Source organism: Mycolicibacterium lacusdiani (assembly GCF_021916785.1).
Classification (GTDB): domain Bacteria; phylum Actinomycetota; class Actinomycetes; order Mycobacteriales; family Mycobacteriaceae; genus Mycobacterium; species Mycobacterium lacusdiani.
Genome location: NZ_JAKCFC010000001.1, coordinates 636,682 through 652,594, shown reverse-complemented (window position 1 = coordinate 652,594; position 15,913 = coordinate 636,682). Strand labels below are relative to the sequence as shown.

The following is a 15,913-nucleotide window of genomic DNA, read 5'->3' as shown; positions in this document are numbered from 1 at the left end:
ACTCTGTGGACTCATGACGATCTCTCCCAGAATGCCGGTCCGACGGGTTCGATGAAATCGCCGTTGGCGACGAGGTACCCGTCTTGGTCGATGGTAATCGGAAGTTGTGCCAACGCCCGTGCTGCAGGACCGAAGATGGGCTTCGCGAAGTGCAACGCGTCGAACTGCGACTGGTGGCAGGGGCACAGGATCCGATAGGTCTGCTGCTCGTAGAGCGACGACGGGCAGCCCAGGTGCGAACACACCTTGGTGTAGGCGAAGAGATCACCGAAGTTGAAGCTCTCCTGGTTTTGCCGCTTGACCACCCGCGGCAGGTCCTCGGGCCGGATGCGGATCAGCATCACGGGGTTCCGGATGCCCATCGCGATCTCGGTGAGGTGGTGCGACGACTCGACGGTGGTGCCGTCGCCGTCGGACTCGCGCCACGGGAACACGGTCTCCATGCCGCCGGCGTCGAGATCCTCCGGGCGCATCTTCACGAACGGCGACTCACCCGGCAGGCCGGTCGAGCGGGCCAGGAAGATCGTCTCGCCGGTGAACCGGGGCGTCCACCCCGACGTCCACAGCACGGCCTTCTTGCCCTCGGCCGTCGGGACGACGGGCTTCCACGGGTTCTTTATCAGACCACCAAGGAAGGCGACCAGCGTGCCCGCACCGAACGCACCGAGGCCGATGCCGAGGGAGAGTCCGATCATCTTGCGGCGCTTGATGGTCGAGCCGTCGAGCGTCTCGGTCAGCTGCGCCGCGATCGTCCGGCGGTGCAGTTCGGGGGAGGCGCCGTCGTGGCGCTCCTGGATCGAGATCTCCTCCGGGATGAACTTCTTCTGGTACAGCACGGCGCCGATGCCGATCGCGAGGACCGACAGGCCGAACGTGAGGCCATACAGCGGCGTCGCGAGGCTGTAGATGCGCTCGCCTTCGGCACCGAAGGGCTTGTACTCCCACGGCCAGAAGATGAAGATCACCATCAGGGCGAGGCCCGAGATGCCGCCCAGCAGAAGCCAATAGGCCACTGCACGCTCGGCGCGCTTCTCGGCCTTGGTGCCCTCGACGGGGAAGCGGGGTCCCTTGAAGACGGTGTCGACGCCGTCGAGCTTGGCGCCGAGGCGAACGAGTTCCTCGCGCGACATCTTCGCGAGCTGCTCGTCGGTGGGCTGGCCGGGCGCGCCCAGCTGACCCGGGGTGTCGGTGCCCTTCGGCGTGCCCTCGGTGCCCGAGTGTTCGGTGCCCGTTTCGTTGCTCATGCTCGCGATCCCACCCACATTGCAGCGGCGATGACGCCGACCATTCCGATGATCCAGGCGGCCATGCCCTCGGACGTGGGTCCGAAGCCACCGAGCCCGTAGCCGCCGGGATCGGGGGTCTGAGCCGCAGTCTTGACGTACGCGACGATGTCGCGCTTCTGCTCGGGGGTCAGCTGCCGGTCGGAGAACTTCGGCATGTTCTGCGGACCCGTGAGCATCGCGGTGTACACCTGCGCGGGCACTTCGGCGGCCTCGCCGAGGTCGGGCGCCCACTTGCCCGACGACAGTGCACCGCCCTTGCCGGTGAAGTTGTGGCAGGAGGCGCAGTTCAGGCGGAACAGGTCGCCGCCGCGAGCGACGTCGTCGCCGATGAGGGAGGCATTGGCGATCTCGCCGTTCGCTTCGCGGGGAACGACGGGGCCGCCGCCGTTGGCCTGGACGTACGCGCCGATCGCGTCGACCTGATGCGGGTCGAACGCCGGGTCCTTGCGCTGAGCCTGTGCCTCGCCGCGCATGGCGGGCATGCGGCCGGTGCCGACCTGGAAGTACACGGCGGCCTCGCCGGTGCCGATGAGGCTGGGGCCACGGTCCGGCACGCCCTGCAGGTTGGCGCCGTGGCACGACACGCAGGACGTCTCGAACAGCTGCTTGCCCGTGCGGAGCAGCGCCAGTTGCGACTCGTCGGCTTGGGCGACCTGAGGCTTGGGCGTCAGGGTCGCGGCCATGCCGCCCGCGAGTGCGAGTCCGATGAACAGCAGCAGTGCTGCCGACAGGCGTCGGCGGAACCGACGGCGGGACTTGCTGGTCATCGAAACCCTTCTCATCGGAAGCTTCATGATCATCGAACGAAGTAGATGACGGCGAACAGGGCGATCCACACGATGTCGACGAAGTGCCAGTAGTACGACACGACGATCGCCGCAGTGGCCTGAGCCGGGGTGAACTTGCTCATCCGGGTTCGGATCAGCAGCAGCACGAAGGCGACGAGACCGCCGATGACGTGCAAGCCGTGGAAGCCGGTCGCGAGGTAGAACACCGAGCCGTAGGCGCTGCCCGGGATCGTGGTGCCCTCCTCGACGAGGTGCACGTACTCGTAGCCCTGGCCGAGGACGAAGAACAGGCCCATCGCGAAGGTCAGCGTGTACCACCGGCGCAGGCCGTAGACGTCGCCGCGTTCGGCGGCGAAGACGCCCATCTGGCAGGTGAACGACGACGCGATCAGCACCAGCGTCACGGGCACGGCCAACGCGAGGTTCAACTCGGTCGGGGCAGGGGGCCAGTCGCCCCCGGCCTGGGCCCTCGCGGTGAAGTACATCGCGAACAGTCCAGCAAAGAACATCAACTCGCTCGAAAGCCAGACAATGGTGCCAACACTCACCATGTTCGGACGGTTCAGCGAATGGACCCGCGACGTGATAGCGGTTCCGGAAGTGCCTACAGCGCTCGTCACAATAAGAAGTATGACGCTTTGTAGTTGTCGAACTCCACCCGGGTCGGGTGATTCGTAACATTCCCGTCTCATCGAGCGCTTCTGCCGCGGTCGGACGGTCCGGTGGCAGCCGATAGGCTCACCCTCGTGCCATCCGAAGAATCGCTCACCTGGCCCCAGATCCTCGGCCGTCTGACCACCAATCAGACGCTGCTCTCCGGGCAGGCCGCCTGGGCGATGGACCAGATCATGACCGGGGCCGCGACCCCGGCGCAGATCGCCGGATTCGCCGTCTCCATGAAGATGAAGCGGCCGACGTCCGCCGAGGTCGCCGAACTCGCCGACATCATGCTCAAGCACGCCCGCCGCGTGCCGACCGACGTCATCGGCCGCGAGGTCGTCGACGTGGTGGGCACCGGTGGTGACGGCGCGAACACCGTGAACCTCTCGACGATGGCCGCGGTCGTCGTCGCCGCGTGCGGCGTCCCGGTGATCAAGCACGGCAACAGGGCCGCGTCGTCGCTGTCCGGCGGTGCCGACACCCTCGAGGCGCTGGGCGTGAAGATCGACCTCGGACCGGATGACGTGGCGCGCAGCGTCACCGAGGTCGGGATCGGCTTTGCCTTCGCGCCGCAGTTTCATCCGTCGTACCGGCACGCGTCGGTCGTGCGCCGCGAGATCGGCGTGCCCACCGTGTTCAACCTCCTCGGCCCGCTGGCCAACCCCGCGGCACCCCGGGCCGGGCTGATCGGCTGCGCGTGGGGCGATCTCGCCGAGGTGATGGCAGGAGTCTTCGCGCAGCGCGGATCCAGTGTGCTGGTGGTGCACGGCGACGACGGCCTCGACGAACTGACCACGACGACCACCAGCACCATCTGGCGGGTGCAGGCAGGCACGGTGGAACGGCTGACGTTCGACCCGGCGGCCTTCGGCTTCCAGCGGGCGCACCTCAGCGAGCTGACCGGTGGCGACGCCGAAGCCAACGCCGCGTCGGTGCGGGAGGTGTTCGGCGGAGCGAAGGGTCCCGTGCGTGACGCGGTGGTGCTCAATGCGGCGGGCGCGATGGTCGCCCACGCCGGGCTGTCCAGCGACGCCAAGTGGGTGCCTGCCTGGGAGTCGGGCCTGGCCCGGGCGACCGAGGCGCTCGATTCCGGTGCGGCAGAACGACTCCTGGGCCGCTGGGTGCGGTTCACCCAGAAATTGTGAGCGTGCGCTTCACCCAGAAGCTCTGAGCGGTCGCGGCACGGGTGTCACCCCGTAGCGGTCGTCGAGGGGATCCTCGGTGAGCTGACGCGCCGCCAGCCGCGCCGAGCGCGCGAGCGCCGCCCACTCGGTCAGCGCACCCGCTGCGCCGATCGGGCTGGCGTAGCCGGCATCCGCGCCGGTGTCGGGGTCCGTTCGCGTGGCGACGCGCACGATCCGCACGCCCGGCTGGCTCAGCCACCGTGCGATCAGGGCGGTCTCCTCGACCAGGGCCCCGCCGAGGGGCGCAGGCATCGCGAGGATGGTCTGGGCGCCCGCGCAGATGGCCTCGACGACCGGCATCGGCGGCACCCCGCGCGCGGCGTTGCCTGCCGCGCCGAGTTGCCCGTTCCGTACGACCGCCAGGTGCCAGCCGCCGCTCCCGTCGGGCCGTGCGGCGACCAGTTCCGCGACGGCGACCAGCGCCCGGAGCCGCTGCCCCCGCCACAGGACGTCGATCGTCGTGGCCACGTGGTCGCGCAGCCGCGCCGCGGTCTCGTAGAGACCCCGCGCCGCGAGGTCGTCGACCGCGGCCAGTGCGGAGGCGAGGGCGGTGCGCTCGGCCCCGGTGATGAGACGCCGGGCCCGCTCGCCTGCCGGGGCGTACTCGTCGGCGCCGACGTCGCGCGCGGCCGGGCACGGCGCCAGTTCGCGCTCGGGACACTTGGTGCCGTGTCGTGCGGTGCGGGCCAGGCGGCCGCCGCAGGTGCGCAGACCGGTGTGACGCGCCATCAGCTCTGCGGTCTCGGCGGCGTCGGCCCGGGCCCGGAACGGGCCGACGATGTCGTCGTGCGTGGGATTGCGGACCACCGAGAAGCGGGGGAACGGCTCGTCGGTCAGGGCCACCCACCACCAACGGTGCGGGAACTTGGAGCGCCGGTTGTAGGGCGGCGCGTGCGCGGCGAGGAGGCGTAGTTCCCGCACGCCGGCCTCGAGGTCGTGTGCGCACTCGACGTGGTCGACTGCCGTTGCGAGAGCGACCATCTCCTTCATCCGGGTGCGGGTGTCGGCGCCGTTGAAGTACTGCTTGACCCGGCGGCGCAGGTCGATCGCCGTCCCGACGTAGAGCACCTCGTCGGCGGGTCCGCGGAACAGGTAGACGCCGGGCCGACTGGGCACCGAATTGGCCAGGTGTCGTTTGCTGCGCTGGGCCGGCGTGACGTCGGGCAGGTACGACCGCAGGTCCGGGTAGGTGTAGATGCCCTGGTTGCCGACGCGCTCGATCAGGGCGTGCAGCACGTCGACGGTGGCCCGCGCGTCGTCGAGCGCGCGGTGCGTCGGCGTCGTCGTCGCGTGGAACAGGCGGGCCAGGGCCGAGAGCTTGACGCTCGGCGCCTCGTCGCGTGTCAGCACGCGGCGGGCGAGCTTGACCGTGCACAGCACGGGCGGCCGCGGCCAGACGAGGTCGCAGCGTTCGGTCGCCGCGCGCAGGAAGCCGATGTCGAAACCCGCGTTGTGCGCGACCACGACCGCGCCCTTGGCGAACTCCAGGAACGACGGCAGCACCGACTCGATCCGCGGGGCGTCGCGCACCATCGCGGTGGTGATGCCGGTTAGCGAGACGATCTGCGGCGGAATGGACCTGCCCGGGTCGACGAGCGTGGCGAGTTCGCCGATGATCTCGCCGCCGCGAACCTTGACAGCCCCGATCTCGGTGATCTGGTCGTGGTCGCCGCGGCCCGGTGCGCTCTCGTTGGCGCGGCCCCCGGTGGTCTCGAGGTCGACGACGACGAACGTCGTGTCGCGCAGCGACAGTCCAGACTCGCCCTCGAGTTCGTCGAGCGTCATCTGCGCCGATACGGCGCTTCGTGCAGTGGGCGGGCTGCCGGGTCGACCCATGGCGATGACCGTAGGCGGGGTGACTGACACCGGTGTAGTTCACCCGCGCTCGCCGGGCGGCGTGTCCTGTCGGTGGGCGCCGTTAGCGTGCGGATGACTCAACGAGAGGAGTGCTCATGGCACGGGACGAGATGCCCGACACCGGCAGCGTCGTGATCGATTGCGACGACTGCGCGGTGCGGGGGCCCGGATGTGACGACTGCGTCGTCAGTGTGTTGCTGGGAATCCCCGAGACGTTGCGCGCCGACGAGCGCCGGGCGCTCGAGGTGCTCGCTGACGTGGGGATGGCGCCGCGACTGCGGCTGGTTCCGATCCACCGCCACGGTGAACCTGGCGTTGCCTAGAGTCGCCACACCGTACTCGCAGCGAAATTATTCCCGTCCTGCTGCTAAATTCGGGGCTTCTGTTGGACAACCCCGAAGCCGTTTCGTAACCTATCTGAGACCTACGCCCAGATTGGCCCGCTACCCAACGGCAGTTGTGAGGACGCGAAATCTTGAGGTTCGACCGCACGCAACGGATTACACGTGGAATTCGTCGACCCGTCGCAGGTGCGATAGTCGCGCTGGCCGTGATGTCGGGTGCGCTGGCCGGCGGTGTGCAGGCCGACCCCGCCGCTGACGCCCTGGCGAAGCTCAACGAGCTGTCCCGCGAGGCCGAGCAGACCACCGAGGCAATGCACAGCGCCCAGCTCGATTTGACCGAGAAGGTCGCGGCGCAGGAGATGGCCGATGCGCAGCACGCCGCTGACCTGGCCGCGGCCGGTGCCGCGAAGGCTCAGCTGGCAACCTTCCAAGGTGCTGTGAACAAAGTTGCTGCCGCGCAGTACATGGGTGGCCGCACCGATGGCCTCGACGCCATGCTGACCGCCGCTTCCCCGCAGCAGCTCATCGACCAGCTCGCCGTGCAGCGGGTGATGGCGACCGAGATGTCGACGCAGATGCAGAGCTTCCAGAAGGTCAACGCCGAGGCCGCACGCTCGGAGGCCGCGTCGGCCAAGTCCGCCGCCGAGGCCAAGACCGCCGCCGAGCAGGCCGCCGCGGTGCGTGCCGAACTGCAGTCCAAGCAGAGCAAGCTGCAGGTGCAGATCGCGGTCGTGAAGTCGCAGTACACCGCCCTGACCCCCGCCCAGCGCGAAGCGCTCGCCGCGATTCCGCCAGCACCCGCGCCCGCTCCCGCCCCGGGTGCAGTGCCGCCGGGTGACGGTGGACCGCAGATCCTGGCCGCCGCTCCCGTCGGCCCCATGGGACCGCCCGAGGCCGCCGTCGTACCGCCCGCGCCTGCCGCCGAGGGTCAGATGGCCGTGCAGGCCGCGCTCACCCGCATCGGCTCGCCGTACTCCTGGGGCGGCTCGGGACCCAACGCGTTCGACTGCTCCGGCCTGGTGATGTGGGCCTTCGGTCAGGCAGGCAAGAACCTCCCGCACTCCAGCCAGGCGTTGGCCCGCGGCGGTCAGGCCGTCTCAACGGACCAGATGCAGCCCGGCGACCTCATCACCTATTACTCCGACGCCTCCCACGTGGGCATCTACATCGGCGACGGAATGATGGTGCACGCGTCGACCTACGGCTCACCGGTGGCGGTCGCGCCGGTGAACAATGCGCCGATCCACAACGTTCGCCGGTACTGAGTTCAACGACCCTGGGTTCACCGCACCCCGGCGCGCAGCGCTGGGTCTGCTCCTCGTCGTCGAGCAGGCCGTGGCCATCACGCTGCTCGCGTGGCCCGCTGCGTCACCTCCGACCCCGGTAGTCCCGTCGCAGCCCGCCGCGGCGCGCACCGTGGCGGTCATACCGATGGGTCCGGTGGCGGCCGGGTTGGCCGACCGGATCCGGCGTGACTTCGACGGTGCCGCCGACGCGGTCACGCGGTTCTGGGGTGACGACTGGCGCCGTGACGTCACGATCGTGGCAACGGGTTCCGACGAACAGTTCGCGACGCTCGGCGGTGGCGGCAACGGACCGGGTTCCGACATCGCCGCGGTCACCACGTCCGAGCGCATCGTGTTCGCGCCCGGCGCCGCCGGGATGAGCGACTCCTCACTGCAAATCGTCTTGGGCCACGAACTGTTCCACTACGCGGCGCGGCCGGCCACCGCCGCCGACGCGCCGCGGTGGCTCACCGAGGGCGTCGCCGACTTCGTCGGACGTCCGGCCACTCAGCGCCGACCCGACCGCGCCGACGTCGTCGAACTCGGCAACCTGCCGACCGACGCCGACCTCGACGCGGTGGGGCATGCGCGATCGGTGGCCTACGACCGCGCCTGGTGGTTCAGCCGGTTCGTGGCCGACCGGTACGGCGTCGACGTGCTCCGCGAGCTGTACGTCGCGGCCTGCCGACCCGGTCATCGCGACACCGACACCGCCATCCGGGAGACGCTCGGCGCCGACGTGCCCGTCGTGCTGGCCGATTGGCGGCGATGGCTCGGCGGCTAACCTGACCTGATGTCTCGGATCCTGCTGGTCACCAACGACTTCCCGCCGCGGCGCGGTGGAATCCAGTCGTATCTCGAGAACCTGGTCGACGAACTGGTCGCAGCAGGCGAGCACACGCTGACCGTCTACGCGCCGAAGTGGAAGGACTCGTCGGCCTACGACCGGCAGGCCGCGAAGGTCGGTTACGAGGTCGTGCGCCACCCGACCACGCTGATGGTGCCCGAACCCTCGGTGGCGCGGCGGATGCGCGGGTTGATCGAGCAGCACGAGATCGACACCGTCTGGTTCGGTGCCGCAGCGCCCCTTGCCCTGCTGTCCCCGCTCGCTCGGTCCGCGGGCGCGAGCCGCGTCATCGCCAGCACGCACGGGCACGAAGTGGGGTGGTCGATGCTGCCGGTCGCCCGCTCGGCGCTGCGGCGCATCGGCAACGACGTCGACGTGATCACCTACGTCAGCCAGTACACCCGTGGCCGGTTCGCGTCGGCGTTCGGGCCGAGGGCAGCGCTCGAACACCTCGCCCCGGGCGTCGACACCGAGCGCTTCGAACCGAACTCGGTAGCGCGGGCCGAACTGCGGGCCCGCTACGGACTCGGGAACCGCCCCGTCGTGGTGTGCCTGTCGCGGCTGGTGCCGCGCAAGGGGCAGGACATGCTGATCCGCGCCCTGCCCACCATCCGCGAACGCGTCGACGGTGCCGCCCTCGTGATCGTGGGAGGCGGGCCGTACCGCGAGACGCTGCACCGGCTGGCCCGGGAGTTCGGCGTCTCCGACCACGTCGTGTTCACCGACGGGGTGCCGTCCGAGGAACTGGCGGCCCACCACGCGATGGCCGACGTCTTCGCGATGCCGTGCCGCACCCGGGGCGCCGGTCTGGACGTCGAGGGTCTCGGCATCGTGTTCCTCGAGGCCTCGGCGACGGGGGTGCCCGTGGTGGCAGGCCGCTCCGGCGGTGCGCCGGAGTCGGTGCGCGACGGCGAGACCGGGCTGGTGGTCGACGGCTGGGACGTCGGGGCGGTCGCCGCAGCCGTCGGCGACCTGCTCGCCGACCCCGACCGGGCCGCCGCGATGGGGCGGGCCGGCCGGCGCTGGGTCGTCGAGGAGTGGCAGTGGAAGGCCAGGGGCCGCAAGCTGTCCCAGCTGCTGACCGGCTAGCCGCCCGCCTTGGAGTACAGCGATTCGATGTCGCCCGCGAACTTCTCCGCGACCACCTTGCGCTTCACCTTCAGCGTCGGAGTCAGCTCACCGGTGTCCTCGGTGAAGTCCACCGGCAGGATCCGGAACTTGCGGATCGCCTCGGCCTTGGACACCGCCTGATTGGCGTCGGCGACCGCCGACTCGACCTCGGCGACGAGGTCGGGATCCTCGGCCAGGTCGGCGACCGTCGCGTTCGCGTCCTTGCCGTTGCGTTCCTTCCAACCGGGGAACGCCTCGGGGTCGATGGTCACCAGTGCGGCGATGAACGGCTGGGCGTCACCCACGCACATCGCCTGACTGACCAGCGGGTGCGCCCGCATGCGGTCTTCCAGGATCGCGGGCGCGACGTTCTTGCCGCCCGCTGTCACGATGATCTCCTTCTTGCGTCCGACGATGGTGAGGAAGCCGTCGTCGTCGATCGCGCCGAGGTCACCGGTCTGGAACCAGCCGTCGGTGAAGACGGCCTTGGTCTCCTCCTCGTTCTTCCAGTACCCGCCGAACACCACGCCGCCCTTGACCAGCAGCTCGCCGTCGTCGCCGAGGCGCATCGCGTTCCCGGGCACCAGCTTTCCGACCGAACCCACCTTCAGTCCGTTCACCCGATTCACGGTGATCGCCGCGCTGGTCTCCGTCAGTCCGTAGCCCTCGTAGATCGACAACCCCACGCCGCGGTAGAAGTGGCCCAACCGGGCGCCCAGCGGCGCGCCGCCGGAGATCGCCGAGCGGCAGTTCCCGCCAAGTGCCGCGCGCAGCTTGCCGTAGACCAGGCGGTCGAACAGTCCGTGCTTGAGCCGCAGGAGCAGCCCCGCGCCGCCGGTGTCCTGGGCCTGGCTCCAGTCGATCGCCGTGTTCGCCGCGAGTTCGAAGATGCGGCCCTTGCCGTCGTTGCGGGCGTTCTGCTCGGCGGTGTTGTAGACCTTCTCGAACACCCGAGGCACCGACACCACCAGCGTCGGCTTGAACACCGCCAGGGTCGGGACCAGGTTCTTGACGTCGTTGGTGAAGCCGAGCGTCACCTTGTTGGTGAAGGCGGCGACGGTGATGGCTCGCGCCAGCACGTGCGCCAGAGGCAGGAAGACCAGCAGCTTCTCGCCCTTGTCGAGCTGATCCGGGAAGCACGCCTTCGCCCCGCGGATCTCGTAGAGCAGGTTGGAGTGCGTCAGCTGGCAGCCCTTGGGCCTGCCCGTCGTGCCGGAGGTGTAGATCAACGTCGCGGCGTCGGCCGACCTGATGCCCGCGAGCCGGGCGTCCAGCACCGACGGATCGGTGTCCGCCCCCGCCGCGGCGAGGCGGTCGAGCGCCGCCTCCGACGAACCCTCGATTCGCAGCACGCTGCGCAGCTCCGGCAGCTCGCCGCGCTGCTGCTCGATCTTGTCGGCATGCGCGTCGGTCTCGGCGAACGCGAGCACCGCATCGGAGTCTGCGAGCACGAACCGGATCTGCTCGGCCGACGACGTCTCGTAGATCGGCACCGTCACCGCCCCCGCGGCCAGGATCGCGAAGTCGATGATGGGCCACTCGTAGCGCGTCGAGGACAGCACGGCGACGCGATCGCCGGGCCGGACGCCCTCGGCGATCAGTCCCAGCGCGGTGGCTCGCACCTGGGCCGCCACCTCGGCGCACGTGACGTCGGTCCAGGCCCCGCCGACCAGACGCTGGGCGATGACGTGATTCGGGTCCTCGCGCTCGTGGGTGAACACGACGCCGACGATGTTGTCGTGCTCGTCGACGGTGAACGATGCGGGAACACTGAACTCGCGCACGATCTTGGCCTTTCGCTGGTTTGCCGGCAGCCGTGGGTCACGGACGGAATACCAGCGTAATGGCCTCTCCATGCCTGTCGGGTTCGGCTGCCGCCGCTTCGGGCGATGTGTGAAGCTAGGGCGCGATGAACAGCATTCAGATCGCGGACGAGACGTTCGTGTGCGCCGACCCCGAGACCGTCGGTGCGGCCGTGGCGGATCCCGCCAGCTGGCGGCGCTGGTGGCCGGACCTGCGACTCACCGTGGTTCAGGACCGAGGCTCACAGGGCCATCGCTGGACGGTGACGGGTGCGCTCACCGGGACGATGGAGGTGTGGCTCGAACCCGTCCTCGACGGCGTCGTGGTGCACTACTTCCTGCACGCCGAACCCTCCGGCGTCGCGGCGTGGGAGCTGGCCCGGATGGACCTGCCGAAGATGAACCATCGGCGACGGGTGGCGGGCAAGGAGATGTCCTTCGAACTGAAGCGTTCCCTTGAGAGAACACGCGAGATCGGGGTATCCCGGCTGGCATGACGGCGGGCCGGCAAGGCGCTACGGGTATCTTTCCGAAGACACCCGGGGAAGGGAACACGTGGCGGACAAGACTGCACAGACGATCTACATCGATGCCGATCCGGGCACCGTGATGGACGTGATCGCCGACATCGGCTCCTACCCCGACTGGGTGAACGAGTACAAGGAGACCGAGGTCCTCGAGACCGACGACGACGGGTATCCGCGCCGCGCGCGGCTGGTGCTCGACGCCGCGGTGCTCAAGGACACGATGGTGCTCGCCTACGAGTGGCCTGCCGACCGGCAGTCGGTGACGTGGTCGCTGGTGTCCAGCTCGCTGCTGCGGGGACTCGACGGGGCATACCGGCTGAAACCCAAGGGGTCTGGCACCGACGTGACCTACGAACTCTCCGTCGACCTGGTGATCCCGATGATCGGCTTGCTGAAGCGCAAGGCCGAGCGCAGGCTGACCGACACCGCGCTCAAGGACCTCAAGAAGCGCGCCGAGGCTGAGTGACGGGCAGCGGGGCGGTGGCCGCAACCCGGATCAGCCTCTTCGTCGGCAAGGGCGGAGTGGGCAAGTCGACGCTGGCCACGGCGACCGCCGTCCGGGAGGCGCGCAGCGGTGCGCGCGTCCTGATCGTGTCGACCGACCAGGCGCACTCCACCGGTGACGTGCTCGGCACGACCGTGGCGCCGACGGGCGAGCGCAACCCCACCAGGATCCTCGCCGACCTCGAGACCGGCCTGACGGGTACCGGGGGCGGCTTCCTCGATGCGCTGGCGCTCGACACGCTCGCGCTGCTCGAGCGGCACTGGCGCGAGATCGCGGCGACGCTATCGGCCCGGTTTCCCGAGTCCGACCTCGGTGACGTTGCGCCAGAGGAACTCTCGGCGCTTCCCGGCATCCAGGAGGTGCTCGGTCTGCACGAGGTGGGGGAGCTGGCGGCCTCGGGCACGTGGGATCACGTCGTCGTGGACTGCGCATCGACCGCCGACGCCATGCGCATGCTGACGTTGCCCGCGACGTTCGAGTTGTACCTGGAGCGCGCATGGCCCCGCCACCGCAGGCTGTCGCTGGCGTCCGAAGACGACCGGGCCACGGGCGTCATCGCCCTGCTCGAGCGGATCACCGCGGGTACCCAGCGACTGGGTGCGCTGCTCGTCGACGCCGATCGCGTGGCCGCTCACCTGGTGCTGACGCCGGAGCGGGTCGTCGCCGCCGAGGCGGTCCGGACCATGGGCTCGCTCGCGCTGATGGGCGTGGCGGTCAACGAGCTGATCGTGAATCAGGTGCTGCTGCAGGACGATTCCTTCGAGTACAGCAATCTGCCCGACCACCCGGCCTTCGACTGGTACACCGAACGGATCGCCGAGCAGCAGGCGGTGCTGACCGACATCGACACGGCCGTGGGCGACGTCAAGCTCGTACTGGTGCCGCACGTCGCCGGTGAGCCGATCGGGCCCAAGGCGCTCGCCGAACTGCTCGACGCCGCACGCCTGCGGGACGGCTCCCCGCCACCACCGCCGCCCACGCCCGTCGTGGACCGTGAATCCGGGTCCGGGCTGGACGCGGTGTACCGGCTACGGTTGGAGTTGCCGCAGGTCGATCCGTCGGCGCTGACACTCGGTCGCGTCGACGACGATTTGATCGTCGGTGCGGGGGGTATGCGGCGGCGGGTTCGTCTGGCGTCCGTTCTGCGGAGGTGCATCGTGACGGGAGCGCACCTGCGCGGCACCGAACTGACCGTCCGATTCCGACCCAACCCGGAGGTGTGGCCGACATGAGCGAGGATCACGCTCCCGAGTTGCGTCAGCTCGCGCAGGCCATCCTCGAGCGCCTCGACCCGGCCGTCCGGATGGCCGCCGCACGGGCCATGGGCGGCGGCCAAGGCAAGTGCGAACAGGTCTGGTGCCCGGTGTGTGCGATAGCTGCACTTATCAGCGGTGAGCAGCATCCGCTGCTGACGGTGGTTGCCGAGCACAGCGTCGCGTTGCTGACCGTCGTGCGCGCCATGGTCGACACCATGGCCGAGACCCCAACCCCGGCGGGCCCGACGGCCGACGCGCCCGTGGCCGACGATGCACCGCCGGCACCGGAGCCGGGCCGCTATCAACGGATTCCGATCGACGTCGACGAGTAGGTCACCGCGCGGGTGGTCGTGTGGTCGGGCTCTCAACGCGTGGGTAAAGTCGTCTCAGGGCTCCGTCCGGGCGCCCGCTGCGGGAGGTTCCATGTGGTATTGGCTGTTCAAGTACGTCTTCATGGGACCTCTGCTGCAGTTGCTCGGCCGCCCGAAAGTGCAAGGGCTCGAGAATGTTCCGAGTTCCGGAGCGGTCATCCTGGCCAGTAACCACCTCGCGGTCGCCGACAGCTTCTACAAGTGCCTGGTGGTCAACCGCCGGATCACCTACCTGGCCAAGGCCGAGTACTTCACCGGAACGGGGCTCAAGGGCTGGTTCCAGCGGTGGTTCTACACCGCCGCCGGGCAGGTCCCCATCGACCGCACCGACGCCGACGCCGCCCAAGGAGCACTGACCACAGCGGAGCGCATCCTCGGCGCGGGCAAGGTGCTCGGCATGTATCCCGAGGGAACCCGCTCACCGGACGGGCGGCTCTACAAGGGCAAGACCGGGCTCGCCCGCCTGGCGCTGACCACCGGCGTCCCCGTCATTCCGGTCGCGATGATCGGAACCGACCAGGTGAACCCCCCGGGAAGCAAGATGTGGCGGTTCGGCCGCGTCGAGGTCCGGTTCGGCAAGCCGATGGACTTCTCCCGCTTCGAGGGGCTCGCGGGCAACCGGTTCATCGAGCGCGCCGTCATCGACGAGGTCGTCTACGAACTGATGCAGCTATCCGGCCAGGAGTACGTCGACCTGTATGCGGCCGACGTCAAGACTGCTCAGGAGGGGGATGCCGGAAAGCCGGCCAGTAGGTTTCCGGAGTCCGCTGCCGGCTGATCCCGCCGAGTAGTCGATCGCAGCCGTCCGGCGACCGCGCCGACCGCGACGATCACGGCCAGCGCCCACCACAGGTAGGAGCCACCGGCCAGCTGGCGCCACAGCGGCGCCGCGGTCTCCTCGTGCGGTGTCATCAACGTGATCGGCGTCCACACCATCAGCGCTATGCCGCCGGCGCTCAGGACTGCCAGTGCGACGTCGCGGTAGCGGTAGGCGACGACCGTGGTCACCAGCAGCGTCGGCAGCACCCACACCCAGTGGTGTGACCACGACACCGGCGATACCACCAGGCCGAACATCGCCACGCAGGTCAGCGCCAGCACCGGCGCCTCGTCGATCGCGGATGGCGGGTCGGCACGTTGGCCGCGCAGGATGCGCAGCGCAGCCCACACCGTCAGCCCCAGAACGGCGAAGCATGCCGCCGTCCACAGCACGAACCGCAGGTCGTCGCCGATGCCGAGACGTGCCAGCAGACCAGCGATGTTCTGGTTGGTGTTCAGCGTCGCGGTGCCGATCCGGCCGGTGTCGTGCACGGTCTCGGTCCAGTACTGCAAGGAGTCGCGCCAGGCGAGTGCGACGCCGAGCAGCGTCGCGGCCACCGTCGACGCGGCCGTGACGAGCACGGCCCTGGTATCGCGGCGCAGCAGCAGGTAGAGCACGAACACCGCGGGCGTCAGCTTGAGGGCCACCCCGATGCCGAGGAGCAGTCCGCGCGGCCACGGCGTCCGGCGCGGCACCAGGTCGGCGATGACCAGCGACATGAGCACCACGTTGATCTGGCCGAACTCGAAGTTCGCCCGGATCGGCTCGAAGTAGACGACGGCCGGGGCCACGATCGCTGCGGCGACCCATCCGCGGCGTGCCCAGGCCGGATCGGTCACGGCGGCGGAGTTCGACCACACCCCGAGGCGGGTCAGCACGATCCACGTCGACGCGATGAGCAGTACGAACGTGATGACGGTGATCGTCGCACTGGCCACCGGCAGCGGCAGCCACGCGAACGGAGCGAACACGATCGCGGCCAGCGGCGGGTACGTGAACGGCAGATCGAGCCCGGCCTCGGTGTGGAAGACGGTGTCCGCGCTGTAGAGCCGCGTGCCGTCGAGCCACGCGCGACCGCCCATCCGGTAGACGTCGATGTCGATGCGATACGGCGTGTGACCGAGGAGTCGCCAGCCCGCCCATGCCACGGCGACCAGCACGAGGAGCTGGAACGATCGCCACGCCACGGTTGGCCACCACCCAGCCCGACCGGGCGTCTGCCGCTTACTCATGTCGGGTCACAGCGTATCGGTGGGGGCGGCGTACTCTC

General features: G+C 69.5%; 16 protein-coding genes. 10 read left to right on the top strand and 6 right to left on the bottom strand.

The genetic code is table 11. The annotated features are described in order from the left end of the window. Window positions 1-11 precede the first annotated feature (11 nt). Genes qcrA through ctaE form a run of 3 tightly spaced genes read right to left on the bottom strand, consistent with a single transcriptional unit; the run spans window position 12 to window position 2,694 of the window. Window positions 12-1,244, bottom strand: a complete 1,233-nt coding sequence (gene qcrA / locus LOK44_RS03240; protein ID WP_237568612.1) for a cytochrome bc1 complex Rieske iron-sulfur subunit — start codon at window positions 1,242-1,244, stop codon at window positions 12-14. After that, window positions 1,241-2,053, bottom strand: coding sequence for a cytochrome bc1 complex diheme cytochrome c subunit (gene qcrC / locus LOK44_RS03235; protein ID WP_237568611.1), 813 nt, complete (start codon window positions 2,051-2,053; stop codon window positions 1,241-1,243). Before qcrC ends, qcrA begins: the two co-directional genes overlap by 4 nt. A 29-nt stretch (window positions 2,054-2,082) precedes the next feature. Then, window positions 2,083-2,694, bottom strand: a complete 612-nt coding sequence (ctaE, locus tag LOK44_RS03230; protein WP_163916889.1) for an aa3-type cytochrome oxidase subunit III — start codon at window positions 2,692-2,694, stop codon at window positions 2,083-2,085. Between the two features lie 102 nt (window positions 2,695-2,796). Here ctaE and trpD point away from each other — a divergent pair, with 102 nt between their 5' ends. Then, entirely contained in the window at window positions 2,797-3,879 is a 1,083-nt protein-coding gene (gene trpD, locus LOK44_RS03225) for an anthranilate phosphoribosyltransferase (RefSeq protein WP_372481159.1), read from the top strand. 9 nt (window positions 3,880-3,888) lie between these two features. On the opposite strand, the gene LOK44_RS03220 is transcribed toward trpD, so the two are convergent. Continuing rightward, window positions 3,889-5,703 carry a DEDD exonuclease domain-containing protein gene (locus tag LOK44_RS03220; protein WP_372481182.1) on the bottom strand — a complete coding sequence of 605 codons (1,815 nt, stop codon included), beginning with the start codon at window positions 5,701-5,703 and terminating at the stop codon, window positions 3,889-3,891. 167 nt (window positions 5,704-5,870) lie between these two features. Between LOK44_RS03220 and LOK44_RS03215 the strand changes: the two genes are divergently transcribed. The 4 genes from LOK44_RS03215 to LOK44_RS03200 all read left to right on the top strand — a co-directional run bounded on the left by LOK44_RS03215 (window position 5,871) and on the right by LOK44_RS03200 (window position 9,341). Beyond that, window positions 5,871-6,098 carry a hypothetical protein gene (locus tag LOK44_RS03215; protein WP_163916895.1) on the top strand — a complete coding sequence of 76 codons (228 nt, stop codon included), beginning with the start codon at window positions 5,871-5,873 and terminating at the stop codon, window positions 6,096-6,098. Window positions 6,099-6,250: 152 nt separating this feature from the next. Continuing rightward, entirely contained in the window at window positions 6,251-7,384 is a 1,134-nt protein-coding gene (gene ripC, locus LOK44_RS03210; protein ID WP_237568609.1) for a peptidoglycan hydrolase RipC, read from the top strand. Then, on the top strand, window positions 7,353-8,189 hold the full coding sequence (locus tag LOK44_RS03205) for a peptidase (RefSeq protein WP_237568608.1): 837 nt from the start codon (window positions 7,353-7,355) through the stop codon (window positions 8,187-8,189). Before ripC ends, LOK44_RS03205 begins: the two co-directional genes overlap by 32 nt. A 9-nt stretch (window positions 8,190-8,198) precedes the next feature. Beyond that, complete coding sequence (locus LOK44_RS03200; RefSeq protein WP_237568607.1) at window positions 8,199-9,341, top strand: glycosyltransferase family 4 protein; 1,143 nt, start codon at window positions 8,199-8,201, stop codon at window positions 9,339-9,341. Here the strand turns inward: LOK44_RS03200 and LOK44_RS03195 are convergent. After that, a complete protein-coding gene (locus tag LOK44_RS03195; RefSeq protein ID WP_237568606.1) occupies window positions 9,338-11,146 on the bottom strand; it encodes an AMP-dependent synthetase/ligase in 1,809 nt (602 codons plus the stop codon). The two genes, LOK44_RS03200 and LOK44_RS03195, sit on opposite strands and share 4 nt — an antisense overlap. Before the next feature lie 125 nt (window positions 11,147-11,271). On the opposite strand from LOK44_RS03195, the gene LOK44_RS03190 reads away from it, so the two are divergent. From LOK44_RS03190 to LOK44_RS03170, 5 genes are all read left to right on the top strand, one after another. Continuing rightward, window positions 11,272-11,661, top strand: a complete 390-nt coding sequence (locus LOK44_RS03190) for a polyketide cyclase / dehydrase and lipid transport (protein WP_237568605.1) — start codon at window positions 11,272-11,274, stop codon at window positions 11,659-11,661. 58 nt (window positions 11,662-11,719) lie between these two features. Continuing rightward, window positions 11,720-12,157 carry an SRPBCC family protein gene (locus tag LOK44_RS03185; protein WP_163916909.1) on the top strand — a complete coding sequence of 146 codons (438 nt, stop codon included), beginning with the start codon at window positions 11,720-11,722 and terminating at the stop codon, window positions 12,155-12,157. Then, on the top strand, window positions 12,154-13,428 hold the full coding sequence (locus LOK44_RS03180) for an ArsA family ATPase (protein ID WP_237568604.1): 1,275 nt from the start codon (window positions 12,154-12,156) through the stop codon (window positions 13,426-13,428). Before LOK44_RS03185 ends, LOK44_RS03180 begins: the two co-directional genes overlap by 4 nt. Further along, window positions 13,425-13,784 (top strand): hypothetical protein, encoded by a 360-nt coding sequence (locus LOK44_RS03175; RefSeq protein ID WP_237568603.1) that lies wholly within the window; start codon window positions 13,425-13,427, stop codon window positions 13,782-13,784. The genes LOK44_RS03180 and LOK44_RS03175 overlap by 4 nt, the downstream gene beginning before the upstream one ends. 91 nt (window positions 13,785-13,875) lie before the next feature. After that, complete coding sequence (locus tag LOK44_RS03170) at window positions 13,876-14,601, top strand: lysophospholipid acyltransferase family protein (RefSeq protein WP_237568602.1); 726 nt, start codon at window positions 13,876-13,878, stop codon at window positions 14,599-14,601. Here the strand turns inward: LOK44_RS03170 and LOK44_RS03165 are convergent. Beyond that, window positions 14,544-15,875, bottom strand: coding sequence for a glycosyltransferase 87 family protein (locus LOK44_RS03165; RefSeq protein WP_237568601.1), 1,332 nt, complete (start codon window positions 15,873-15,875; stop codon window positions 14,544-14,546). The two genes, LOK44_RS03170 and LOK44_RS03165, sit on opposite strands and share 58 nt — an antisense overlap. Between the last annotated feature and the right edge of the window lie 38 nt (window positions 15,876-15,913).